The organism is Streptomyces sp. NPDC006393 (assembly GCF_040628575.1).
In the GTDB taxonomy this organism is placed as follows: domain Bacteria; phylum Actinomycetota; class Actinomycetes; order Streptomycetales; family Streptomycetaceae; genus Streptomyces.
The window spans coordinates 19075-42458 of record NZ_JBEXZD010000054.1; the positions used below are offsets into that span (position 1 = coordinate 19075).

A 23384-nucleotide genomic window follows, 5' to 3' on the forward strand; every position below is an offset into this window, starting at 1 on the left:
GGTACGGTCGGCGCGGATTCTTGGAACTACCGTATGGCGCGGCCTCGGTGAGCCGGAGTCATGCCCTGAGCCAATTTCCGGAAGGGTGAATCCGAATGTTCGTGCCCAGCTTTTATCGAGAACCGGACAGTTCATGGATGGTGGATCTGATCCGGGGTAACCCATTGGCTCTCGCGGTGACGAACGGCAGCCCCGAGCAGGGTCCCTTCGCCACTCATCTGCCGGTCATCTTCGACCCGGACACGTCCGGCGACCTCAGCGGGGAGCTGCCGGGGGCCACACTGCTCGGGCACATGAACCGGGCCAACCCGCACTGGGCGGCGCTGGAGTCGGGCAGCGTCCTGCTGCTGACGTTCACCGGCCCGCACTCCTATGTGTCGCCCACCGTGTACGAGAAGACTCCGGCCGCACCCACCTGGAACTTCACCGCGGTGCACGTCCGGGGCGTGGTGGAGAAGATCGACTCCGTCGAGGAGACGCTGGGCGTGGTGCGGTCCACCGTGCGCGCCTTCGAGGGGGCGTTCGGCAACGGCTGGGACATGACCGAGTCGCTCGGCTACTTCCGCGAGATCGTGCCCGGCGTGGGGGCCTTCCGCTTCACGGTGACCGGGGCCGACGGCATGTTCAAGCTGAGCCAGGAGCAGCCGGGCGAGGTGCGCGAGCGGGTGCGGGAGTCGTTCGGGAACAGCGGGTGCGCCTACCGGCGCGAGGTCGCCGGACTGATGAACCGGCTGCCGTGACGTGCCGGACGCCTCGGCGCCCGGGGACTCAGGCGCTGATGGCCACCGGCCGGGGCCGCTCGGCGAGGCCCTTCATGCCCGTGACGCCCTTGAGCTCGGAGATCTCGGGGCGCTCCTCCGGCGTGCCGAGGACGTCCAGGGCGCTCGCGGCGGCGCTGTCCAGCGTGGTCAGCACCCACTGCTCGAAGTCGACGCCCAGCCGCTCGGCGGCCTTGTGCCACCGCTGAAGACGGCTGCCGGGGACCTCCAGGCGCCGGCTCGGCTCGATGGCGGTGTCCTGCTGCTGCTCGCCCCGGCGCGCGGCGCGGATGGCGCTGCGCAGCTGCTTGGTGGTCCACTGCCGCTGCTCGGCGCGGTCGAGCCAGAGTTCCTGGTCCGCGGCCGGCATGGAGGCCAGCTCGGCGTGGTGCTGGAAGCTCAGGGCGGGCCGGCGCCGGGTGAGGTCGAAGCGCCGTGAGACCCAGGCGTAGTTGCGCAGGGTCTGGTACGACAGGCCGGCGGCGCGTATCCCGCGCTGGTACCGGTCGGTGTAGTGGTCCTTGCCGTACACCAGCCAGTCGCCCAGCCACCAGGAGGAGGAGTCGAGGACGTCGGCGAGCTGGCGCCCGGCCCGCTCCCACTCGTCGTAGGCCATCTTGGCCGGCATCTGGAGGCCCACCTTGGTCGTCAGCACCTGGGCCCGGCGCGGCGCGGCCGTCGTGGCGCGGGGCTGCCGTGGCGGGCGTTGCGGGGCAGTGGTTGCCGTGCCGCCACGCGACCCCGCGGTCTGATCGGCCTGATGCGCCATCATGCCTCCAAGAGAAGGGTGCATAACCGGGGAGAAGCCTCGCAGGACGGGCTGGGGCGGCACCGGAGCGGCACTCGAACGGTTGCGCGGCGAACTTCTGCGTGGCATGGCGCCGACGGCCGGGTGGCGTCATCGGCGGCTTTCCGCCGGGGAGTTGTCCCGTCGACGGGAACGCGGGATCGGCCTGTCGCACAGGAACGAGGCGGCGTACACCGACCGGTGTCGGAGTACGCCGCCCTCGGGGGAGCGGGGACGAGTCGGCGGGAGGCCGCCGGCACCGTCACGGCGCTTACTTCGGGTCGCTGTTGAACTTCGAGGCCGACCAGAAGTAGCCGAGCACCGCCAGGCCCACGCACCAGGCGATGGCGAGCCACCCGTTGTGGCCGATCTCGGTGCCCAGGAGGAGTCCGCGCAGGGTCTCGATGGCGGGCGTGAACGGCTGGTACTCGGCGATCGGCTGGAACCAGCCCGGCATGCTGTGCAGGGGCACGAAGGTGCTGGAGATGAGCGGGAGGAAGATCAGCGGCATCGCGTTGTTGCTGGCGGCCTCGGCGTTCGGGCTGACCAGGCCCATCCCGACCGCGATCCAGGTGAGCGCCAGCGAGAACAGCGCGACCAGTCCGAAGGCCGCGAGCCACTCCAGGACGGTGGCGTCGGTGGACCGGAAGCCGATGGCGACGCCGACGGCGCCGACGAGGACCACGCTCATGACCGACTGCAGGACGCTGCCGATGACATGTCCGATGAGCACGGAGCCGCGATGGATGGCCATGGTGCGGAAGCGGGCGATGATGCCCTCGGTCATGTCGTTGGAGACGGACACCGCGGTGCCGATCGTGGTGGAGCCGACGGTCATCAGCAGCAGGCCCGGCACGAGGTAGGCGATGTAGTCGGAGCGGTCGGCACCGCCGCCGAGGCCCGCGCTCATCGCGTCGCCGAAGATGTAGACGAACAGCAGGAGCAGCATGACCGGCGTGAGCAGCAGGTTCAGGGTGAGGGAGGGGTAGCGCCGGGCGTGGAGCAGGTTGCGGCGCAGCATCGTGGACGAGTCGCGCACGGCGAGGGAGAGCCGGGTCGGGCGGGCGGGAGCCATGGGGGTGCTCATCGGGCAGCCTCCTCGGGCTGGTTCGGCTGGGTGGGCACGGTGCCGCTGTCGGTCAGGGCGAAGAAGACGTCGTCGAGGTCGGGGGTGTGCACGGTCAGTTCGTCCGCCTCGACGCCGGCCGAGTCCAGCCAGTCGAGGATGGAGCGCAGCTCGCGCTGGGTGCCGTCGCTGGGGATCCGCAGTGCCAGCGCCTCGTCGTCCCGGGCGGCCTCGTGCAGGACGGAGGCGGCGGCGCGGTAGGCGGCGGGGTCGGTGAAGCGGAGCCTGACGTGTCCTCCCGGGATCAGCCGCTTCAGCTCCTCCGCGGTGCCCTCGGCGGCGATCCGGCCGTCGTGGAGGACGGCGATGCGGTCGGCGAGTTCGTCGGCCTCGTCCAGGTACTGGGTGGTCAGGAAGACCGTGACCCCGCCGGTGACGAGCTCGCGGATGATGCCCCACATGGTGTGGCGCGAGCGCGGGTCCAGGCCGGTGGTCGGCTCGTCCAGGAAGATGATCCGCGGGCTGCCCACCAGGGTCATGGCGATGTCCAGGCGGCGCTTCATGCCGCCGGAGTAGGTCGAGGCGGGCTTCTTCGCCGCCTCCACCAGGTCGAAGCGCTCCAGGAGTTCGGCGGTGACCCGCCGCCCCTCGGACCGGGACAGGTGGTGCAGGTCCGCCATCAGGAGCATGTTCTCCTCACCCGTGATCAGTCCGTCGACGGCGGAGAACTGCCCGGTGACACCGATCGCGGCACGCACCGCCTGCGCGTCGGTGGCGAGGTCGTGGCCGCCGACGCGCAGGTCGCCGGCGTCGGCGGTGATGAGGGTGGACAGGATCTTGACGGCGGTGGTCTTGCCGGCACCGTTCGGACCGAGCAGGGAGAAGATCGTCCCTTCCGGGACGGCCAGGTCGACGCCGTCGAGCACGACCTTGTCGCCGTACGACTTGCGCAGCCCGTTCGCCGCGATGGCCAAAGTGCTCATGAGGGGTGCTCCTTCGAGGACTGCGGGTGGTCAGAGACTGCGGGCGGTGATGTCGCCGTAGGCGGTGGTGGCCTGGATGGTCAGGTCGGGGGTGCCGCCGGTGTTCCTGAGTGCGTTGCGGATCCGGCCGTGGCCGGTGCCCGCGTCCAGGGAGGCGGAGACGCCGCGGGCGGTGCCGACCGTGATGTCGCCCTGATCGGTGCGGACCGTCACCGTGCCGCGCACGGCCTCGGTGATCTGGATGTCGCCCCTCTGGGTGCTGATCTCCGCGGGACCGTTCAGGCGGCCCACCGAGACGTTGCCGTCGTGGGCGGTGAGGCGGGCGCTGGCGGCCTCGTCGAGCTTGACCGTGCGGTAGCCGCCGGTGAAGGTGACGTCGCCGATCCGTCCGACGCCGCGGAACTCGGCGCCGGCGGACTTCGCCTCGACGCGGGAGTCGGCGGGCAGCTGGACGGTGACCTCGACGGAGCCGGAGTGGCCGAGGATCCGGTTGGTCGCCTCCCGGGCCGCGATCCGCAGGATGCCGTCGCTGAAGACGACCTCGATCTCCTCGGCCGCCTTGACGTCGCGGCTCCTGGCGGCGTTGGCGGGCAGGACCTCGACCACGGTGTCGGCGCGATCGGCGGCGATGAGCTGGATGCGTCCCGCGGGGATGTCCAGGACGGCGGAGATGGGGGCGGGGGTGTCGAACTTCTGCGTCGTGGGCTCGGTCTTCCGCATCGTGCGCTCCTTCGGCTTCTTCGTTTCTTATGTAGAAAACGCTACGTTGCGTTCAAGGTTATGGCAACAAGCTTGTTGCGTGGAGTCGATAACTTCGCAGGTCATAGCTAATAAATCATTGCAATGGACCTGCTTTTAATGCAACGACCCCTCCGTCTGTTCGTTGCAATAGATTGAAGATGAACGCTATGCTGGGGACATCACGGACCACGAAGGAGGGCACACGATGCCGGGAGGCAGGCTCACCCAGCCCGAACGCCAGCAGATCGCGACGGGGCTGGCCGACGGCCTCGCCTACGCGGAGATCGCCAGACGTCTGGACCGTCCGACCTCGACGATCACGCGCGAGGTGATGCGCAACGGCGGACCCACCGCCTACCGCGCCGACCTGGCCCACCGCGCCACCGAGCGCCGCGCCCACCGTCGCAGGCAGGCCGCGCCCCGGGGTGCGGAGGCACCCCCGCAGGCCCACGGACGCGACGCCGAGGCGGTACGCGAGTACGAGGAGGCGTTCACCACCCTCCTCATGCAACAGGGCCTGCCCAAGATGATGTCCCGGGTGCTGACCTGCCTCTTCACCACCGACGCGGGCAGCCTCACCGCCTCCGAACTCGTCCAGCGCCTCCAGGTCAGCCCGGCGTCCGTCTCCAAGGCGATCACGTTCCTGGAGAGCCAGGGGCTCATCCGCCGGGAACGCGACGAACGCCGCCGCGAGCGCTACGCCGTCGACGACGACGTCTGGTACCAGTCGATGGTCGCCGCCGCCCGGTCCAACTTCGAGCTCGCCGAGACCGCGCGCCAGGGCGTCGCCGTCCTCGGCCCCGACACCCCGGCCGCCACCCGCCTGGAGAACATCGCCCGCTTCGTCGAGTTCGTCGGCGAGAGCATCACCCGCGCCGCCGAGCAGGCCCGCGACGTCCTCTACACCAGACCCGGAACGACGGCCGGGGACGGCACCGAGCGGACGTGATCCGCCTCGGACAGGGCCGCCCGGAAGCCGTCGAGGAAGAGGTCCACCTCACGGTCCGACACGATCAGCGGCGGGGCGAGCCGGATGACGTCCGGCAGCACCGCGTTCACCAGGAGCCCCCTGTCCTGGGCCGCCCGCTGCACGCGCGCCGCGTGCTCCCCGTCGAGCACGACGCCCACCAGCAGTCCGGCGCCGCGCACCTCGCGCACCAGCGGGTGGGCCAGGGCCTCCAGGCCGTGCCGCAGCCGCTCCCCGGCCCGGACCACATGGTCGAGGACGCCCGTCTCCTCGATGGTGTCCAGCACCGCGAGGGCCGCCGCGCACACCACGGGGTTCCCGCTGAAGGTGGAGCCGTGCGCGCCGGGCGTGAGCAGCTCGGCGGCCGCGCCGAAGGCGAGCGTCGCGCCGACGGGCAGACCGCCGCCCAGGCCCTTGGCGAGGGTGACGACGTCCGCCTCGACGCCCTCGGCCTGCGCCGCGAACCAGTGGCCCGTGCGCCCGACGCCGGTCTGGATCTCGTCCAGGACGAGGAGGGTGCCGGTCGCCGCGGTGATCTCGCGGGCCGCGCGCAGATAGCCGGGCGGAGGCACGACCACGCCGTTCTCGCCCTGCACGGGCTCCAGGACCAGCAGCGCGGTGCGCGGGGTGACGGCGGCGCGCAGGGCGTCGACGTCCCCGTACGGCACATGGCCGACCTCGCCCGGCAGCGGCAGGAAGGGGCGCTGCTTGGCCGGCTGGCCGGTGAGGGCCAGGGCGCCCATGGTGCGGCCGTGGAAGCCGCCGGTGGCCGACACCATGTGCGGGCGGCCGGTGAGCCGGCCGATCTTGAAGGCCGCCTCGTTGGCCTCGGCACCGGAGTTGGAGAAGTAGACCCGTCCCTGGCGCCCGGCGAGGCGCAGCAGGCGCTCGGCGAGGCGCACGGTCGGTTCGGCGATGAACAGGTTCGAGACGTGTCCGAGTGAGGCGACCTGCTCACGGACCGCCCGTACGACCGCGGGGTGCGCGTGGCCCAGCGCGTTGACCGCGATGCCGCCGAGGAAGTCGAGGTACTCGTTGCCCTCGGCGTCCCAGACCCGGGCGCCCCGGCCCTTGACCAGGGGCAGCCGGGGGGTGCCGAAGTTGTCCATCATGACGCCCTGCCAGCGCTCGGTCAGTGCCGCGTTGGGAGCCGGTCCAGGGGGCGTCCGGGGGGACGGGGAAGCGCTCATGTGGCGTACTCGCTGTTCTCGTGGACGTAGTCGGCGGTGAGGTCGTTCGTCCAGATGACCGCGGAGTCCGCGCCCGCCGAGAGGTCCACGGTGATCTCGACGTCGCGGCCGGTCATGTCCACCAGCGCGCGGTCCTCGCCGACGCCGCCGTCCTTGCAGACCCACACGCCGTTGACGGCGACGTTCAACCGGTCGGGTTCGAAGGCGGCGGAGGTGGTACCGATGGCGGACAGGACGCGACCCCAGTTGGGGTCCTCGCCGTGGACGGCGCACTTGAGGAGGTTGTTGCGGGCGATCGAACGGCCCACCTCGACGGCGTCGTCCTCGCTCGCGGCGCCCACGACGTCGATGCGGATCTCCTTGCTCGCGCCCTCCGCGTCCCCGATCAGCTGCCGGGCCAGGTCGGCGCAGACCGCGTGGACGGCCTCGGCGAACTCCCCGTGGTCCGGGGTGACCCGGGAGGCGCCGGAGGCGAGCAGCAGCACGGTGTCGTTGGTGGACATGCAGCCGTCGGAGTCGATCCGGTCGAAGGTGACACGGGTGGCGTCCCGCAGGGCCCGGTCCAGTACGCCGCTGTCGAGGTCGGCGTCCGTGGTGAGCACGACGAGCATGGTGGCCAGCCCGGGGGCGAGCATGCCCGCGCCCTTGGCCATGCCGCCGACGGTCCACTCGCCCCGGGTGACGGCGGCGGTCTTGGACACCGTGTCGGTGGTCATGACGGCGAGGGCCGCGTCCTCGCCGCCGGAGGCGGACAGCCGGGAGACGGCGCTCTCGACGCCGGCCAGGAGCCGGTCCATGGGCAGGGGCACACCGATGAGCCCGGTGGAGCAGACCGCCACGTCGCCGGAGCCGAGGCCGAGCAGCTCGGCGGCCCGCCCGGCGGCGGCGCACGTGTCCTTCAGGCCCTGCGGTCCGGTGCAGGCGTTGGCGCCACCGGAGTTGAGCAGGACCGCGCGGATCTCGCCGTCCGCGAGGACCTGCCGGGACCACTGGACGGGGGCAGCCTGGACGCGGTTGGAGGTGAAGACGCCCGCCGCGGCACGGCGCGGCCCGTCGTTGACGACGAGAGCCAGGTCCCGGTTGCCGCTCTCCTTGATTCCCGCGGCGATGCCCGCCGCCCTGAAGCCTCGTGCTGCGGTCACGCTCACGGTGCGACTCCGATCGTGGAAAGCCCGGTCTCCTCGGGAAGCCCGAGGGCGATGTTCATGCTCTGCACGGCGCCGCCCGCGGTGCCCTTGGTGAGGTTGTCGATGGCGCTGATCGCGACGATCCGGCCGGCCGCCGCGTCGAAGGCCACCTGGACCTGGGCGGTGTTCGATCCGTGCACGGCCCCGGTGCCGGGCCACCGTCCCTCGGGCAGCAGCCGTACGAACGGCTCGCCGGCCAGCGCCTTCTCGTAGGCGGCCCGCACGTCGGGTGCGCCGACCCCGGGCCGCGCCGCGACCGAGCAGGTGGCGAGGATGCCGCGCGCCATGGGGGCCAGGGTCGGGGTGAAGGAGACGGCGACCCGGCGGCCCGCCACGGCGCTGAGGTTCTGCACCATCTCGGGTGTGTGCCGGTGGCCGCCGCCCACGCCGTACGGCCGCATGGATCCCATGACCTCGCTGCCGAGCAGGTCCGCCCTGGGCGTCCTCCCGGCGCCGGACGTGCCGGACGCCGCGACGACCACCGCTTCCGGTTCGGCCAGGTCCGCCACGTACGCGGGGAACAGCGCCAGCGACACGGCGGTCGGGTAGCAGCCCGGCACCGCGATGCGCCGGGCGCCCGCCAGCGCCGCGCGGGCGCCCGGCAGTTCGGGCAGGCCGTAGGGCCAGGTGCCCGCGTGCGGCGAGCCGTAGAACCTCTCCCAGTCGGCCGCGTCCGCGAGGCGGAAGTCCGCCCCGCAGTCGACGACGAGCGTCTCCTCGCCCAGTCGCCGTGCGACGGCGGCGGACCGGCCGTGCGGCAGGGCGAGGAAGACGACGTCGTGCCCCTTCAGGACGTCCGCGGTGGTGGGCTCCACCTCCCGCTCGGCCAGCGGAGTCAGGTGCGGTTGCAGCGTGCCCAGACGCTGTCCCGCGCTGGAGTGCGCGGTCAGGGCACCGATCTCCACCTCGGGGTGGGCCAGCAGCAGGCGCAGGAGCTCGCCCCCCGCGTAGCCGCTGGCTCCGGCCACGGCCGCTCGCACTGTCATGAACCCTCCTGGTCGACGGACAGGTCGTCCCCACGCGATCCGGGTCCCGGCGCGTCAGTGGGACGCCGTGTCGCAGAACTCGGCGTTCAGGGTGGGCAGGAGCTGCGACACTTCCCAGTCGCCGTTGTAGTTGAACGTGAGCCGGTGGCGGCCGTCCTCGGTGAAGGCGACCATCGTGAGCGAGCCCACCACGCCCCCGTCGTGGTACCAGAGGGTCGTGCCGCAGCCCATCGTGAGCCGTTCGATGCCGAGCCCGTAGGACGAGATCGGGAAATCGGGGTTGACGACGGTCGTCTTCAGCTCCGTCAGCTGCTGTGCCGGCAGCAGCTTCCCGCTCATCAGGGCCCCGTAGAACCGGTTCAGATCCCCCGCGCTGGAGATGATGTCACCGTCGCCCCAGTTCTGTGACCCGTTCAACTCGGTGACGTCGTCGGTCCGGTCCGGCTGCGTGCCGTAGAAGAGCTTGGAGTAGCCGCGGCTGCTCGGCCGGGGCACACCGGTGCTCGTGCCGGGGTTCGACGTCGCGCTGAGCCCGAGGGGCTCGATGATGCGCCTGCGCACCTGGGACTCGTACGACGTGCCGCCGACCTTCTCGACCACCATCGCGGACAGGATGTCGTTGGTGTGCGAGAACGAGTGCCTGGCCCCGGGCGGGAACATCGGCGGGTGGGAGAAGGCCACCTTCAGGCGCTGCGCCGGCGTCAGGGTGTCGTACCGGTGCCGGAGGAAGCCGTCGCCCAGGGTGTACGTCTCGTAGTACGCCGGGTCGGCGAGGTAGTCGTACAGGCCGCTGGTGTGGTTGAGGAGCTGCCGCACCGTGATCCTGCTGCCGTCGTTGCCGTCGCCCGTCACCACGCCGGGCAGATAGCGCTCCACCGTGTCGTCGAGACTGAGCTTCCCCTCCGCCTCCATCTGCAGCAGGACCGTCGCCACGAAGGTGTCGGTGATGCTGCCGACGCGGAACCGGTCGTTCCTGCCGCGCGGCGCACCCGTGGCCAGGTCGCCCACGCCCACCGCCGACTTCCAGACCCCGTCCGCGTCCCGTGCCTCGGCGGTGACGCCCGGGACACCCGCCGCGACGGCCGCCTCCAGCGCGCTCTGCGTGGCCTGGTGGCCGGTCGCCGTGCCGGCCGGGTCCTCCGCCGCCCGGGCGGGACCCGTGAGGACGGTGGCCGTGAGCGCCACCGCCACCAGTGCGACCGCACCGGCCCTCGGTCTCTTCCGTGTCGCCATCGTCGTTCCCCGTTCCTGAGAGTCGTCCGCACGTGCCTGATTCCCCATTTGTGCGGTTCGTGGGCGGCAGAGTAGGTCACCCGCATCGCCCGCGGATAGCTTCGGCGCCGCACCGGACAGTCCCGCACCCGCTGCGCACCGCTCGCGTCAACTCAACCGAGCCGCAGGTCAGTTGGGCGTACGGGCATCGTGCCGAGCGCTGTGGTCACGTCCTGCTCGATCTGCCGCAGCAGCGGCGCGGGGTCGTCCCGGAAGTAGAAGTGACCGCCGTCGAAGACCCGCAGGCCCAGGAAGCGTCCGGCGTGCTCCTCCCAGCCGGCCATCCGCGGTGGTGAGGCGGAGCGGTCCTCGGCGCCCGCGTAGGCGGACAGCGCCACCGGCAGCGGACCGGCGCCGGGATCGGGGCGCCAGTTCTCCACCAGGTGCAGGTCGGCCCGGATGACCGGGGCGAACAGGGCCCACAGGCCGGGGTCGTCGAGGACCCCGTCGGGTGTGCCGCCGAGCAGTCTCAGACGAGCCCGCAGCTCGGCGTCGGACAACTCGGGGTACCGCTGCCCCGGCCCCGCCGGCCGCGGCGCCGGGCGCGCGGAGACACCGACCCACACCGGCGGCGGCAGACCCCGGTCGACGGCCCGCCGGGTGATCTCGTACGCCACGAGGGCGCCCATGCTGTGCCCGAAGAAGGCGTAAGGGCAGGTCAGTTCGGGCTCGATGCCGCGCAGCAGGAACTCGGCGAGACGGCCGGCGTCGTCGATCCGCGGCAGGTCGAGGAGGAGGCCGTGGCCCGGGGCGTCGAGCAGCCGCACGTCCCACGCGTCCGGCAGCGCGGCCGGCCAGTGGCGGTACAGCACGTGGGAGCCCCCCGCGTGGTGCAGGACGAACAGGCGCAGGGCAGGTCGTGTGCCGTCCATCGCTCTCCCTCGGATCGGGCCCCGCGGCCTCGCACCGCGGAACGGTTCCGGGCCGGCGGGGGGGGTGCGGTGCCGGACGGGCTCCGCCGCCGGTGCGGCGGCTCCCGGACGGTGGTCCCGGCCGCCCGGCCGCCCACCTGCCCGGCCGACCCGCGAGCGCGGCATCGTGGCACAGGAAACCGGTCGGGTACAGAGGATCCCGGCGGTGTGCAGGCGCGGGCGGGCGGCGAAAAGCCGGCGGGCCTGCCGACCTTGTTGCGCCGACGACCGGGTCCCTACGGTGACGTGGCATCGCCGGGGCCGCCACCGGTGCCGGGTGTCCTGTCGACCGGACAGCCGGGTGTCCTGTCGACCGGACGGACGCCGATCGGCGCGGGCGCGCCCGGCGCACTCCCGCACCCGGCCCGGCGATCTCCCATCCCGAGCCATCCCATGACGGACAAGGACGGTGCCAGTTGAGCACGAACCCCTTCGATGACGCGGACGGCCGCTTCTACGTGGTGGTCAACGACGAGGAGCAGCACTCCCTGTGGCCGGTGTTCGCCGAGGTGCCCGCGGGCTGGCGCGTGGTCTTCGGCGAGGCGGCCAAGGCCGAGTGCCTGGAGTACGTCGAGCGGAACTGGACCGACCTGCGCCCCAAGAGCCTCCAGGAGGCCATGGCGGCGGACTGAGCACCGGCGGGGTCTCGCGGACCCGACCCGGGACGGCGCTGTCCGCCCCCGTGAACCGGAGAGCGCCGCGGCCCGCGGTGCCCGGGAACGCCGGCGACCGCCGCCCGGGTGCCCGGGCGGATGACGGTCTACGCCCGAAGAAACACTCTGAGTGGGGAGATGAAGGTTGTGACGGGGGCCGTGAGGACCGCGAGCGGATACCGGACGAGGCCGGCGGAGAACGGCGGTGAGCCGGCGCAGCGCGATGTGCTGCTGTCCTTCGTGGGCAGTCGGGCCACGGTGCAGAAGACGGGGATGATCTTCCCGCAGAACCTGCCCGAACGGTCCTGGGAGCAGATCGGGAGCAGCCTGCGCGAGCTCGCGAACTCCTCGGCGTGGTGGCTCGCCGACTGGCTGATCTACGGGGAGGCCACCTACGGGTGGCGGCGGTACAAGGAGGCGATCGAGCGCACCGGGCTCGACTACCAGACCCTGCGCAACTACGCGTGGGTGGCCCGCCGCTTCGAGCACCACCGCAGGCGGGAAAGCCTCAGCTTCGCCCACCACGCCGAGGTGACCCGGCTGTCGCCGCCGGAGCAGGACTACTGGCTGCGCAAGGCCGAACAGCAGAAGTGGTCGCGCAACGAACTCCGCAGGGCGGTCCGCGCCGGTCTGGCCGTGCAGAGCGACAAGGCCGAGATCGCCCCCGGCGGCGGCGCCGAGCAGCAGGAGGGGCTCCGGCCGGCCGAGCCGGCGGCCGCCGGGACGCGCCGGCGGAAGGTCGCCACGCTCACCATCGAGCTGTCCGCCGACCAGCTGGAGCACTACTCGAAGGTGGCTGCCGCGCACGGCCTGCCCGTCGACCAGTGGGTGACCCGGATGCTCGACACCGCTGACCGGCGCACCGCCTAGCCCAGAGGCGCACCGCCTGGCAAAGGCGCACCGCCTGGCAGAGGCGCACCGCCCGAAGCTGCCGGCAAGCCCGCTGTCCGCGGTGCGACGGCGGCTCGTCCGACCGGAGACCTCTCGTATCGGAGTCAGTTGATGATCCTTCAGGGAAAGCGGGTCGCCCTGCCCTCGGCGCCCGTCGTCCACCAGCAGTTCGAGGCGAACGCCCAGGCCGCTCCCGACGCCGTCGCCGTCTCCTGGGCCGGCCGGCAGGTGACGTACGCGGAGCTGGACGTGAGGGCGAACCGGTTCGCGCACTTCCTCGCCGCGCGCGGACACGGCCGGGGTGCGAAGGTCGGCGTCTGCCTCGACTACTCGATCGACATGCTCGTCGCCATACTCGGCACGCTGAAGGCGGGCGCGGCCTACGTCCCGTTCGACCCCGCCTACCCGGCGGCCAGGCTCCAGCTGCTGCTGGGCCAGGTCCCCGGTCTCGCCCTGATCGTGGCCTCCCCGGCGACGGCCGGGATGGTCGAGTCGGCGGCCGTCGACGTCATCGACCTCGAACAGCTCTCCGGCCACCTGGCGGGTCTCCCGTCGACCGCCCCCGGTGTCCCCGTCACCGGGGACGACATCTGCTACGCCGTCTTCACGTCCGGCTCGACCGGCACGCCGAAGCTGACCGCGGTGCGGCACGAGGGCTGGTTCAACCTGATGAACTGGCTGAAGCTGGAGTACGGCCTGCACAGCCGGTCGAACAACCTGGTCGTCAGCGCGTTCGGGTTCGACCTGTCCCAGCGCGCCCTGATGACACCGCTGTTCTGCGGCGCCACCCAGTACCTGATGGCGAGCCGCAACTTCGACGCCATGATGGCCTACCGGATCCTGACCGAGCACGACATCCGCGTGGTGCACTGCGCCTCCAGCACGCTGTACCTGCTGGTGGACTGGGAGACCGCACGCGGCGGCGACGCGCTCACCCGCCTCGACTACGTGCTCTTCGGCGGGGAGCCGCTGAAGACCGAACGGCTCGCGCAGTGGGCGCGGCGCGAGGGCAACACGTGCACCCTCCTGCACCAGTACGGCGTCGCCGAGTGCACGGACGTGGCGACGTCGTACGACCTCGCCGGCTACTGGCGCGGCGACCACGACATCGCACCGGTCGGCAGGCCGGCCTACAACACCGGCATCCACGTCCTCGACGAGCGGCTCCGCGGGGTCGGGGCGGGGGAGTACGGCGAGATCTGCATCTCCGGGGCAGGCGTCGGCGCCGGCTATCTGGGCGCCGCGGGCCCCGAGAACGCGAAGTTCACGACGATCGAGGTCGACGGCGCCCCGCTCAGGCTGTACCGCACGGGCGACCGCGGCCGTGTCACCGAGGCCGGCGAACTCGTCGTCGCCGGCCGGATGGACGCCCAGGTGAAGGTGCGGGGCATGCGCATCGACCCCGCCGACATCGAGCGCGCCCTCGGCCGGCTGGCCGGGGTCCGGGAGGCCGCCGTGGCGGTCACGTACACCGACGCCGGCGAGGCCGAACTGACCGCGTTCGTCGTCCCGGCGTCGGGCGATCTCGCCGAGGACGAGGTGCGCACCGGCCTTCTTCGGACACTGCCGCGGAACATGGTGCCGGCCAGGTTCGTGAACATCCCCCGCATTCCGTTGAGCCCGCACGGGAAAGTCGACCGCGCGGCGCTGGTCGACGCCCTCAAGAACAGAGGACTGTGATGACTGCCGACAGCGTGCGCGCCATCTGGTGCCGGGAACTGAACCGCGACGACATAGCGGCCGACGACGATTTCTTCGCCCTGGGCGGCCAGTCCGTGATCATGGTCAAAATCCAGGGCGCCTTCATGGAGGAGCTGGGCGTCGAGGTCCCCATGGACCAGATGTTCCTCAACCCGACGGTGGCGTCGATCTCCGCGTACATCGAATCCCTGGGTTCGCTGCGCCGATAACGCGCCGAACCCCGAAGGGGTTTTCCGGCCGCAGCCGCGTTGCGTCCAAAAAACTACCTGGTAAGAGAGGCGCGCCATGTACGACGTGATTGTCATCGGTGCCCGTTGCGCGGGCTCGCCGACGGCCATGCTGTTCGCGCAGCAGGGATACCGAGTCCTCCTCCTGGAGAAAGCGCGGTTCCCGCAGGACACGCTGTCCTCGCACTACATCCACATGCAGGGCATGGGTCTGCTCCACCGGTGGGGGCTGCTCGACAAGCTCCGCGACGCGGGCTGCCGGCCGATCACGCTCCAGAGCTACCAGGGCCCCGGTGTCCGCATCGAGGGCTTCTCCCTGCCGGTCGACGGCCTGCGGTACACGTACGCGCCGAGGCGGTATGTGCTCGACCCGGTCCTCGCCGAAGGCGCCGTGGAGTCCGGCGTGGAGTTCCGGGAGGGCTGTGCGGTCAAGGACCTGGTGTGGGAGGACGACCGGGTCGTCGGCGTGCGGTACACGACGCCCGGCGGCACCGAGACGACGGACCGGGCGCGCCTCGTCGTCGGCGCGGACGGCATGCGCTCGCTGGTGGCCCGCAAGGTCGGCGCGCCGAACGTCCTCGAGCACCCGCGGGTCAGCTGCACCTACTACAGCTACTGGTCCGGGGTCCCCTCGCACTTCGAGCTGTACGAGCGGCCGGGTCGCTGGATCGGTGTCATCCCCACCAACGACGACCTCACCCTGCTCATGACCTACTTCCCGCAGGACCTGTACAACGACGTCCGCAAGGGAGTGGAACCCTTCTACCTGGACTCCTTCCGCACCACGGCGCCCGAGTTGTACGAGCGGATGCAAGCGGGCGAGCGCGTGGAGCAGCTCTACGGCACGGGCCACCAGGAGAACTACTTCCGCAAGGCCCACGGGCCCGGGTGGGTGCTGGTCGGCGACGCGGTGAACCACAAGGACTCCATCACCGCCCGCGGCATCACCGAGGCCTTCGTCCAGGCCCAGTCGCTCACCGACCACATCGGGCAGGGGCTGCACGACGACGCCGCGCTCGGGACGGCGCTGAAGCGCTACGAGAACGACCTCAGCGGCGAAGCCCTCAGCCACTACCAGGGCGCGCTCAATGTGGCCGAGCTGAAGCCCGAGGGGCGGGTCGACATGCTGCGGATGCTGGTCGGACACCAGGAGCACATCGACCGGTACTTCTCCACGCTGTCGGGGGCCTGCTCCATCGACGACTTCTACAACGACGAACTCCTGGACCTGCTCGACCTCAGCTGAGTGACGAGTTGCTCCCTCCTGGTTCCGCCGATTTGGAGAAACAATGATCCCGTTGTCGTTCGCGCAGCGCCGGCTGTGGTTCGTGGACCGGTTCGAAGGCCCGTCGCCGACCTACAACGGCGCTTTCGCCCTGCGGCTGACCGGTGAGCTGGACGTGGGGGCGCTTCGGGCGGCGCTCCGCGACGTCGTCGACAGGCACGAGGTCCTGCGCACGGTGATCGTCGAGGACGGCGACGGCGTTCCGCACCAGCGGGTGCTGGCGTCCGGGGAGCAGCCGTTCGACCTGCCGGTCGTCGAGGTCACGGAGGAGGAGCGGGCGGCGGCGGTCGACGAGGTGGCCACCCGCACCTTCGACCTGGCCGCCGACGCGCCGATCCGCGCCCGGCTGGTGCGGTGCGGGCCGCGCGAGCACACCCTCGTCGTCGTGGCCCACCACATCGCCGTGGACGGGGAGTCCTTCGGGCCGCTGTTCCGCGACCTCACCACGGCCTACGCGGCCCGCAGCCAGGGCGGGGCCCCGGACTGGGAGCCGCTGCCGGTGCAGTACGCGGACTACACGCTGTGGCAGCGGGACGTGCTCGGTGACGAGTCCGACCCGGACAGCGTGTCGGCCCGCCAACTGGCGTACTGGCGCGAGACGCTGGCCGATCTGCCGCAGCCGCTGGCCCTGCCGACGGACCGCCCGCGCCCGAGGGTGATGAGCCCCGAGGGTGACCGGGTCCCGTTCTCGATCGGCCCGGACCTGCTCGCGGCCGTGGAGAAGCTGGCCGCGGAGGCGGACACCACGGTGTCGATGGTCATGCACTCGGCGCTCGCGGTGCTCCTGTACCACCTGGGATGCGGTGACGACGTGCCCATCGGCGCGCCCATCACGGACCGCACCGACGAGGAGCTGCGCGACCTCGTCGGGTTCTTCGTCAACACCTGGGTCCTGCGGGTGGACCTGTCGGGGAACCCGACCTTCCGCCGACTGCTGGAGCGGGTGCGGGAGAGGTCCCTCGCCGCGTACGACAACCAGGACATGCCCTTCGAGCGGCTGGTGGAACTGCTCAACCCGGACCGGTCCACCGCCTACAACCCGTTCTTCCAGGTCATGCTCTCCTGGCAGCCTCCGGTGCCGCCCCTGGAACTGCCCGGTCTGGGCGTCCGGACCGAGCGGCTGGAGACCGGGACGGCCAAGTTCGACCTGTTCTTCGACCTGCTGCCGAACAGCTCGGGCGGGGCGGAGTGCCGTCTGGAGTACTCCACCAGCCTGTTCGACCGGGACACGGCCGAGACCGTCGCCCGGCGGTTCGTCCGCGTACTGGGCCGGCTCACGGCCGAGCCGGAGCGCGCGATCGGCACCGTCGACGTGCTCGACGCGGCCGAGCGGGACCTGCTGCTCACCCGGTCCGACGGCGGTGCCGCGCGGGCTTGCGGGCCGACGGTCCCGGAGCTGTTCGAGAGCCAGGTGGAAAGGACGCCCGATGCCCCGGCGATCGTGTGCGACGAGCGGACGCTGACCTACCGGGAGCTCGACGACCGGGCGAACGGCGTCGCCTGGGAGCTCATCCGGCGCGGCGCCGGGCCGGAGGACCTGGTGGTCCTCGCGCTGCCGCGCACGGAGGACCTGGTGGCCGGCCTGCTCGGGATCCTCAAGTCCGGTGCCGGATACGTGCCGTTGGACCCGCAGTACCTCGGCGGGCGCGCGGAGAGCGTGCTGTCCGAGGCGGCCCCGCGGTTCGCGGTCACCGACACCGCCACCTGGCAGGCCCTGCCGCGGAGCGACATGACGTGCGTCAACCTCGACCACCGCGCGGAATGGGAACCGCCCGCCGGGGCGCCGGCCGACACGGACCGGATCTCGCCGCTCGGCCCGGACAACCTGGCGTACGTGATGTACACCTCCGGCTCCACCGGCAAGCCGAAGGGCGCCTCGATCACCCACCGGGGCGTCGTCGACGGGGTGCGGGAGCTGGTGCGCGTCCTCGACGCGCCGCCCGGGTGGCGGATGCTGGCCGGCACCTCGGTCAACTTCGACGTCTCCGTCTTCGAGCTGCTGACCACCCTGACCACCGGCGGCACGGCCGAGGTGGTGGCGAACGCGCTGGCGCTCGGCGAGCGGGACGGCTGGGACGGCCATGTGATCAGCGGGGTCCCCTCGGTCCTCGGGGAACTGGTGGAACACCTCCACAAGGCGCCGAACGTGCGCACGGTCGTGTTCGCGGGCGACGTGCTCCCGGGGCGGCTGGTGCGGCAGGTGCGCGAGGCCCTGCCCGGTGTGCAGATCGTGAACTCCTACGGGCAGAGCGAGAGTTTCTACGCCACCACGTTCTCCCTCGCGGCGTCCGGGGAGTGGGCGGACGGCGACGTCGCGCCCATCGGCACCGCGCTGGGGAACATGCGGGCCTACGTCCTCGGCCCCGGACTCGCCCCGGTGCCGCAGGGCGTGATCGGTGAGCTGTACGTGGCCGGCACCTGCCTGGGCCGCGGCTACCACGGCCGCCCGGGCCTGACCGCCGAACGCTATGTGGCCGGCCCCTTCGGCCCCCCCGGCGAGCGGATGTACCGCACCGGCGACCTGGCCCGCTGGAACGCGCGGGGCGAGCTGGAGTGCGTCGGCCGCGACGACGGCCAGGTGAAGGTGCGCGGCTTCCGCATCGAGACGGCCGAGGTCGAGGCCGCGATCACCGCACACGCCGGCATCAGCGAGGCGGTCGTCATCAGCCGGGAGGTGCCCTCGGGCGGGCGCCGGCTCGTCGCGTACGTGGTGCACACCGGCGAGGGAGCCGTCGGTGACGACGGCGCCGGCGGCATCGGCGACGTGGACGTACTGGCCGGAGCCTCGGCCGCCGAGCTGCGCACGTTCGTCGCCGCGCGGCTGCCCGACTACATGGTGCCGTCGGCCTTCGTGGCCCTCGGCCGGCTGCCGCTCGGCCCGACCGGCAAGCTGGACCGCTCGGCCCTGCCCGAACCGGAGTTCCTCGGCGAGGCCTACCGGGAGCCGCGCACCGAGGCCGAGGTGATCATCACCGCGGCGTACGCGGACGTGCTCGGCGTGGACCGGGTCGGCGTCGACGACGACTTCTTCGCGGTGGGCGGCGACAGCCTGCGGTCGATCCAGGTGGTGGCGCGGGCCCGCGCGCGGGGCCTGGAGCTGTCCACACGGGAGATCTTCGAGTGCCGAACGGCCGCCCGCCTCGCCGAAGCGGCCTCCGCCCGCCAGGACCGGGTGCCCGTGCTCGCCGAGCTCGACGGCGGCGGCGTCGGCCCGATGCCGCTGCCGCCGGTGGCACGGCAGGTGTTCGAGCACGGCGGCGGGACGAACCGGTTCGCCATGTCGATGGTCCTCGAACTGCCCGCGGGCATCGACGCGGACGGCCTCGCCGCGACACTGGACGCGGTGCTCGACCGGCACGACCTGCTGCGCGCGCGGCTGGTCCGCGGCGACGAGCCCTCCCTCGTCGTACGCGAGCAGGGCACCGTGCGGGCGGCGGACCTGGTCCGCCGGGTCGACTGCGACGGCCGCTGGGACGAGCCGGCCTCACTGGCGGCGGCGAAGGCGGAGCTGTACGACGCGGTCGGCCGGCTCGACCCGGAAGCCGGCACCGTGGCGGACTTCGTCTGGTTCGCTCCGCCGTCGGGCGCGGGCCGGCTGCTCGTGGTGCTGCACCACCTGGTGGTCGACGGGGTCTCCTGGCGGATCCTGATGTCGGACCTCGCCGAGGCGTGGCAGCGGATCCGCTCCGGCCGGGCCCCCGAGCTGCCCGCGGTCGGCACCTCCGCCCGCCGCTGGGCGGCGGCGCTCCAGGACGAGGCGCTCTCCGAGGACCGGGAAGCGGAACTGGCGTACTGGCGGGACCTGCTCGAAGCGCCGAACCCGCCGCTGGGCACACGGGCGTTCGACCCGGCGGTGGATGTGTGGTCCACGGTCGACACCGTGCGGGTGCAGCTGCCCGCCGACGTCACCGAGGCGGTGCTGACCAGGCTCCCCGCGGCGTTCCAGGGCACCGGTACCGACGTGCTGCTCGCCGCGCTCGCCCTGGCGGTGAACCGGTGGCGCGACGCGGACGGTCCGACCCTGGTCCGCCTGGAGGGGCACGGCCGCGAGGAGGACGCCGTCCCCGGCGCCGACCTCTCCCGGACCGTCGGATGGTTCACCACCATGTACCCGGCCCGGGTCGACGTCCGCGGAGTGGACCTGGCCGAGGTGCTGGCCGGCGGCCCCGCGGCCGGGAGAGCGATCAAGCTGGTCAAGGAGCAGCTGCGCGAGATCCCGGACAAGGGCCTGGGATACGCGCTGCTGCGCCACCTGAACCCGGAGACCGCCGAACAGCTCGCCGACCTCCCGGCACCGCAGATCGGGTTCAACTACCTCGGCCGGATCTCCGACGCCGACGTGCCCGAGCACCTGCGCACGGACGGCTGGGGACCGGCGCCCTGGTCCGCCGAGCTGATCGCGGAGCCCGACCCGGACCTGCCCGCGCTGTCCGTCCTGGAGGTCAGCTCGGTCGCCACGGACACCGCCGACGGCACGCGGTTGCAGGCCGCCTTCATGTTCCCGACCGGGGTGCTGTCCCGCGAGCGGACCACCGAACTGGCCGAGCTGTGGGTCGAGGTGCTGCACGGCATGGCCGCGCACGCCGCACGCCCGCGGATCGGCGGGCTCACCCCCTCGGACGCCCCGCTGGTCACGGTGCGCCAGGACGACATCGAGACCTGGGAGGAGCGCTACGGCCGGCTGGTCGAGGTGTGGCCGCAGGCCCCGGGCCAGTCCGGCATCCAGTTCCAGGCGGCGCTCGCCGACGGCACCTTCGACGTCTACCACATGCAGTTCGTCCTGCACCTGTCGGGGCCCGTGGACCCGGAGCGCGTACGGGCGGCCGGGCAGGCACTGCTCCGGCGCCACCCGAACCTGCGCTCCGCGTTCCTCACCACGGCCGACGGCGATCCGGTGCAGGTCGTGGCGGAGCACGTGGCCCTGCCCTGGCGGCACATCGATCTGACCGGTCGCAGCGAGGCCGAGCAGGAGGCGGCGCTCCGGGCGGCCCTCGCCGACGACCGGGCCGAGCAGCTCGACCCGGCCCGGCCGCCGTTGCTCCGTCTGGCCCTGCTCACCTGCGGGCCGCGGCAGGCGAAGCTCATCCTCACGGCGCACCACACCCTGTTCGACGGCTGGTCGTCGCCGTTGGTGATCACGGACCTGATCCGGCTGTACGCGGGGACCGGCGAGCTCGCTCCGGTCCGCTCCTACGGCGACTACCTGGCCTGGCTGAACCGGCAGGACCGGGACGCGTCGGCCGCCCGGTGGAAGGCCGAGCTCGACGGCTTCGACGAGCCGACCCTCGTGGCCGCGGGCATGCCGTCCAAGGGGGAGGCGTCCTCCCTCGGACGGGTCGAGGTGCCGCTGTCGATCGACAAGGGGCGGGAGCTCGCCCGGCGCGCCGCGGAACTCGGGGTCACGCTGAACACCCTGCTGCAAGGCGCGTGGGCGATCCTGCTCTCGAAGCTGACCGGGCAGCAGGACGTGGTCTTCGGCGCCGCCGTCAACGGCCGCCCGGCGGACCTGGTGGGCAGCGACGAGATGGTCGGCCTGTTCATCAACACCCTGCCGACCAGGGCGCTGTGCCGGCCGGACCACCGGGTGGGCGATGTCATCACCGATCTGCAGAACCGGCAGATCACCCTGCTCGACCACCATTACTACGGCCTGGCCGACATCCAGCGAGGCACCGGCCTGCCCGCCCTGTTCGACACGATCGTCGTGTTCGAGAACTACCCGATCGACCGCGAGGGCATCGTCGAGGCCAACGACTCGGCGGGCTTCACCATCGACGCCATCCGCCCGTTCGCGGGCTCGCACTACCCGCTCACCCTCAACTCCTCCGACCCCTACCTGCGGCTCTCCCTCGACTACCAGAGGAACCTCTTCGACCGCGAGGCGGCCGAGATGATCGCCGCCCGGCTGGTCCGGGTCCTCGACCAGGTGCTCGCCGACCCGTCGGCGCCGGTCGGTGCCGTGGAGGTGCTGGCGGAGGACGAGCGGGACCGGCTGGTGCGGCGGGTCAACGACACCGCGCACCCGGTGGCCGCGGGGACCCTGCCGGAGGCGTTCGAGGCGCAGGTGGAGCGGACCCCGGACGCGGTCGCGCTGATCGGCGAGCAGGAGAGGCTGACGTACGGGGAGTTCAACCGTCGGGCGAACCGCCTGGCGCACTGGCTGGTCGAACAGGGGGCGGGGCCCGAGAAGCTGGTCGCGGTGAAGATCCCGCGCTCGGTGGATCTGCTGGTGGCGGTCTACGCGGTGGTCAAGGCGGGTGCGGCCTATGTGCCCCTGGACCCGGAGCTGCCCGAGGACCGGGTGCGGCACGTGCTGGACAGCGCGCAGCCGCTGCTGCTGCTGGACGGGGTGCTGCCGGACGTGTCCGGATACCCGGAGACGGACCCCGAGCGGGAGCTGTCACCGGACAACGCCGCCTACGTCATCTACACCTCCGGCTCCACCGGTGGCCCGAAGGGTGTGCCGGTGGCGCACCGGTCGATCATGAACCGGCTGAAGTGGGGTCTGGCGCACTTCGACGTCACGGTCGAGGACCGGGTGCTGCTGAGCACGACGGCGAGTTTCGATGTCTCGGTGCCGGAGCTGTTCGCGCCGCTGCTGGTGGGCGCGGCCGTGGTCATCGCGCGTCCGGACGGGCGGCGCGATCCGGCCTACCTGGCGGAGCTGATACGGCGGGAGCGGGTGACCGGTGCGGACTTCGTGCCGTCGCTGCTGGAGGCGTTCGTCACCGAGCCGTCGGCCAAGGAGTGCACCAGCCTGCGCTGGATCGAGGTCGCGGGCGAGGCGTTCCCGGCCGCGCTGGCCAACCGGTTCGTCGAACTGCTGCCGGGCTGCACCGCGAACAATCTCTACGGGCCCACCGAGGCGTCGGTGGAGGTCACGGCGTGGCAGCACGTGCCGGGCGCGGACCGGCTGCCGATCGGCACACCCGTGTGGAACACCCAGGTGTATGTGCTGGACGCGGCGCTGCGCCCGGTCCCGCCCGGGGTCACCGGTGAGCTGTACCTCGCCGGTGTCCAGCTGGCCAGGGGCTACCTGGGGCAGACCGGTCTGACCGCGAGCCGCTTCGTGGCCTGCCCGTTCGGCGCGCCGGGGACCCGGATGTACCGCACCGGTGATGTCGTGCGGTGGAACGAGGACGGCCAGGTGGAGTACATCGGCCGCTCCGACTTCCAGGTCAAGATCCGCGGCTTCCGCATCGAGCTCGGCGAGATCGAGCAGGCACTGACCGCGCACCCGGATGTCGACAGCGCGGTGGCCCTGGTGCGCGAGGACCGTGCCGACGATCAGCGGCTGGTCGCCTACGTGGTGCCGGGCGGCGGCACGGCGGACCCGGCCGAGCTGGACATCACGGCCCTGACGGACCTGGCCCGGGAGCACCTTCCGGAGTACATGGTCCCCTCGGCGATCGTGCCGCTCGCCGAGTTCCCCAAGACGCCCAGCGGGAAGCTCGACCGCAACGCGCTGCCCGCACCGGACCGCGCCGCGGTCGCGACCGGACGGGGCCCGCGCAATCACCACGAGGAAGTCCTGTGCCGGCTGTTCGCCGAGCTGCTCGGGGCGGAGGAGGTCGGCATCGACGTCGACTTCTTCGACAACGGCGGGCATTCGCTGCTGGCCACCCGGCTGGTCGGCCGCATACGCAACGAGCTCGGCGTCGATGTGAAGGTCACGACGGTGTTCCGCAGTCCGACCGTCGCCGAGCTGGCGGGCCGGATCGAGAAGTCGGCCAAGTCGAACCGCCTTCGGCTGCGACAGATGAACGTTGAGGAGTAGCA

General features: G+C 72.1%; 17 protein-coding genes. 8 read left to right on the forward strand and 9 right to left on the reverse strand.

All coding sequences use genetic code 11. The annotated features are described in order from the left end of the window. Window positions 1-95: 95 nt before the first annotated feature. Entirely contained in the window at window positions 96-740 is a 645-nt protein-coding gene (locus ABZ484_RS22195) for an FMN-binding negative transcriptional regulator (protein WP_358867634.1), read from the forward strand. A 28-nt stretch (window positions 741-768) separates the two neighbouring features. Here the strand turns inward: ABZ484_RS22195 and ABZ484_RS22200 are convergent, their stop codons facing one another. The 4 genes from ABZ484_RS22200 to ABZ484_RS22215 form a co-directional block, all read right to left on the reverse strand. Beyond that, window positions 769-1386, reverse strand: a complete 618-nt coding sequence (locus ABZ484_RS22200) for an LmbU family transcriptional regulator (RefSeq protein ID WP_358867635.1) — start codon at window positions 1384-1386, stop codon at window positions 769-771. A 430-nt stretch (window positions 1387-1816) separates the two neighbouring features. Beyond that, complete coding sequence (locus tag ABZ484_RS22205) at window positions 1817-2632, reverse strand: ABC transporter permease (protein WP_358867636.1); 816 nt, start codon at window positions 2630-2632, stop codon at window positions 1817-1819. After that, window positions 2629-3594 (reverse strand): ATP-binding cassette domain-containing protein, encoded by a 966-nt coding sequence (locus ABZ484_RS22210; protein ID WP_358867637.1) that lies wholly within the window; start codon window positions 3592-3594, stop codon window positions 2629-2631. The genes ABZ484_RS22205 and ABZ484_RS22210 overlap by 4 nt, the downstream gene beginning before the upstream one ends. A gap of 30 nt (window positions 3595-3624) precedes the next feature. After that, on the reverse strand, window positions 3625-4314 hold the full coding sequence (locus ABZ484_RS22215; protein WP_358867638.1) for a DUF4097 family beta strand repeat-containing protein: 690 nt from the start codon (window positions 4312-4314) through the stop codon (window positions 3625-3627). A 226-nt stretch (window positions 4315-4540) separates the two neighbouring features. Between ABZ484_RS22215 and ABZ484_RS22220 the strand changes: the two genes are divergently transcribed. Next, the gene (locus tag ABZ484_RS22220) at window positions 4541-5284 is read left to right on the forward strand and encodes a helix-turn-helix domain-containing protein (protein WP_358867639.1); all 744 of its coding nucleotides are present in this window, start codon (window positions 4541-4543) and stop codon (window positions 5282-5284) included. On the opposite strand, the gene ABZ484_RS22225 is transcribed toward ABZ484_RS22220, so the two are convergent. The 5 genes from ABZ484_RS22225 to ABZ484_RS22245 all read right to left on the reverse strand — a co-directional run bounded on the left by ABZ484_RS22225 (window position 5236) and on the right by ABZ484_RS22245 (window position 10809). Continuing rightward, window positions 5236-6492, reverse strand: a complete 1257-nt coding sequence (locus ABZ484_RS22225; protein WP_358867640.1) for an acetylornithine transaminase — start codon at window positions 6490-6492, stop codon at window positions 5236-5238. The genes ABZ484_RS22220 and ABZ484_RS22225 overlap by 49 nt on opposite strands. Then, complete coding sequence (argJ, locus tag ABZ484_RS22230; RefSeq protein ID WP_358867641.1) at window positions 6489-7640, reverse strand: bifunctional glutamate N-acetyltransferase/amino-acid acetyltransferase ArgJ; 1152 nt, start codon at window positions 7638-7640, stop codon at window positions 6489-6491. The genes ABZ484_RS22225 and argJ overlap by 4 nt, the downstream gene beginning before the upstream one ends. Beyond that, window positions 7637-8665 (reverse strand): N-acetyl-gamma-glutamyl-phosphate reductase, encoded by a 1029-nt coding sequence (gene argC, locus ABZ484_RS22235; protein WP_358867642.1) that lies wholly within the window; start codon window positions 8663-8665, stop codon window positions 7637-7639. Before argC ends, argJ begins: the two co-directional genes overlap by 4 nt. Before the next feature lie 54 nt (window positions 8666-8719). Beyond that, window positions 8720-9898 carry a serine hydrolase domain-containing protein gene (locus ABZ484_RS22240; RefSeq protein ID WP_358867643.1) on the reverse strand — a complete coding sequence of 393 codons (1179 nt, stop codon included), beginning with the start codon at window positions 9896-9898 and terminating at the stop codon, window positions 8720-8722. Window positions 9899-10050: 152 nt separating this feature from the next. Further along, window positions 10051-10809, reverse strand: coding sequence for an alpha/beta fold hydrolase (locus tag ABZ484_RS22245; protein WP_358867644.1), 759 nt, complete (start codon window positions 10807-10809; stop codon window positions 10051-10053). Between the two features lie 455 nt (window positions 10810-11264). Here ABZ484_RS22245 and ABZ484_RS22250 point away from each other — a divergent pair, with 455 nt between their 5' ends. The 6 genes from ABZ484_RS22250 to ABZ484_RS22275 all read left to right on the forward strand — a co-directional run bounded on the left by ABZ484_RS22250 (window position 11265) and on the right by ABZ484_RS22275 (window position 23382). Further along, window positions 11265-11480: an MbtH family protein gene (locus ABZ484_RS22250; protein WP_358867645.1), complete on the forward strand. Its 216-nt coding sequence runs from the start codon at window positions 11265-11267 to the stop codon at window positions 11478-11480. A gap of 180 nt (window positions 11481-11660) precedes the next feature. Then, window positions 11661-12371, forward strand: a complete 711-nt coding sequence (locus ABZ484_RS22255; protein ID WP_358867646.1) for an LmbU family transcriptional regulator — start codon at window positions 11661-11663, stop codon at window positions 12369-12371. Between the two features lie 132 nt (window positions 12372-12503). After that, on the forward strand, window positions 12504-14072 hold the full coding sequence (locus ABZ484_RS22260; protein ID WP_358867647.1) for an amino acid adenylation domain-containing protein: 1569 nt from the start codon (window positions 12504-12506) through the stop codon (window positions 14070-14072). After that, window positions 14072-14302, forward strand: a complete 231-nt coding sequence (locus ABZ484_RS22265; protein ID WP_358867648.1) for a phosphopantetheine-binding protein — start codon at window positions 14072-14074, stop codon at window positions 14300-14302. Before ABZ484_RS22260 ends, ABZ484_RS22265 begins: the two co-directional genes overlap by 1 nt. A 76-nt stretch (window positions 14303-14378) precedes the next feature. Further along, window positions 14379-15566 (forward strand): NAD(P)/FAD-dependent oxidoreductase, encoded by a 1188-nt coding sequence (locus ABZ484_RS22270; protein WP_358867649.1) that lies wholly within the window; start codon window positions 14379-14381, stop codon window positions 15564-15566. A 43-nt stretch (window positions 15567-15609) separates the two neighbouring features. After that, window positions 15610-23382, forward strand: coding sequence for an amino acid adenylation domain-containing protein (locus ABZ484_RS22275; RefSeq protein ID WP_358867650.1), 7773 nt, complete (start codon window positions 15610-15612; stop codon window positions 23380-23382). The last annotated feature ends 2 nt before the right edge of the window (window positions 23383-23384 follow it).

What these genes read in the sequence shown, in the direction of transcription:
- ABZ484_RS22195 (WP_358867634.1), top strand. Translation starts at nt 96, where the DNA reads ATGTTCGTGCCCAGCTTTTATCGAGAACCGGACAGTTCATGGATGGTG.
- ABZ484_RS22200 (WP_358867635.1), bottom strand. Translation starts at nt 1,386, where the DNA reads ATGCCGGCCAAGATGGCCTACGACGAGTGGGAGCGGGCCGGGCGCCAG.
- ABZ484_RS22205 (WP_358867636.1), bottom strand. Translation starts at nt 2,632, where the DNA reads ATGAGCACCCCCATGGCTCCCGCCCGCCCGACCCGGCTCTCCCTCGCC.
- ABZ484_RS22210 (WP_358867637.1), bottom strand. Translation starts at nt 3,594, where the DNA reads ATGAGCACTTTGGCCATCGCGGCGAACGGGCTGCGCAAGTCGTACGGC.
- ABZ484_RS22215 (WP_358867638.1), bottom strand. Translation starts at nt 4,314, where the DNA reads ATGCGGAAGACCGAGCCCACGACGCAGAAGTTCGACACCCCCGCCCCC.
- ABZ484_RS22220 (WP_358867639.1), top strand. Translation starts at nt 4,541, where the DNA reads ATGCCGGGAGGCAGGCTCACCCAGCCCGAACGCCAGCAGATCGCGACG.
- ABZ484_RS22225 (WP_358867640.1), bottom strand. Translation starts at nt 6,492, where the DNA reads ATGAGCGCTTCCCCGTCCCCCCGGACGCCCCCTGGACCGGCTCCCAAC.
- argC (WP_358867642.1), bottom strand. Translation starts at nt 8,665, where the DNA reads ATGACAGTGCGAGCGGCCGTGGCCGGAGCCAGCGGCTACGCGGGGGGC.
- ABZ484_RS22240 (WP_358867643.1), bottom strand. Translation starts at nt 9,898, where the DNA reads ATGGCGACACGGAAGAGACCGAGGGCCGGTGCGGTCGCACTGGTGGCG.
- ABZ484_RS22245 (WP_358867644.1), bottom strand. Translation starts at nt 10,809, where the DNA reads ATGGACGGCACACGACCTGCCCTGCGCCTGTTCGTCCTGCACCACGCG.
- ABZ484_RS22260 (WP_358867647.1), top strand. Translation starts at nt 12,504, where the DNA reads ATGATCCTTCAGGGAAAGCGGGTCGCCCTGCCCTCGGCGCCCGTCGTC.
- ABZ484_RS22265 (WP_358867648.1), top strand. Translation starts at nt 14,072, where the DNA reads ATGACTGCCGACAGCGTGCGCGCCATCTGGTGCCGGGAACTGAACCGC.
- ABZ484_RS22270 (WP_358867649.1), top strand. Translation starts at nt 14,379, where the DNA reads ATGTACGACGTGATTGTCATCGGTGCCCGTTGCGCGGGCTCGCCGACG.
- ABZ484_RS22275 (WP_358867650.1), top strand. Translation starts at nt 15,610, where the DNA reads ATGATCCCGTTGTCGTTCGCGCAGCGCCGGCTGTGGTTCGTGGACCGG.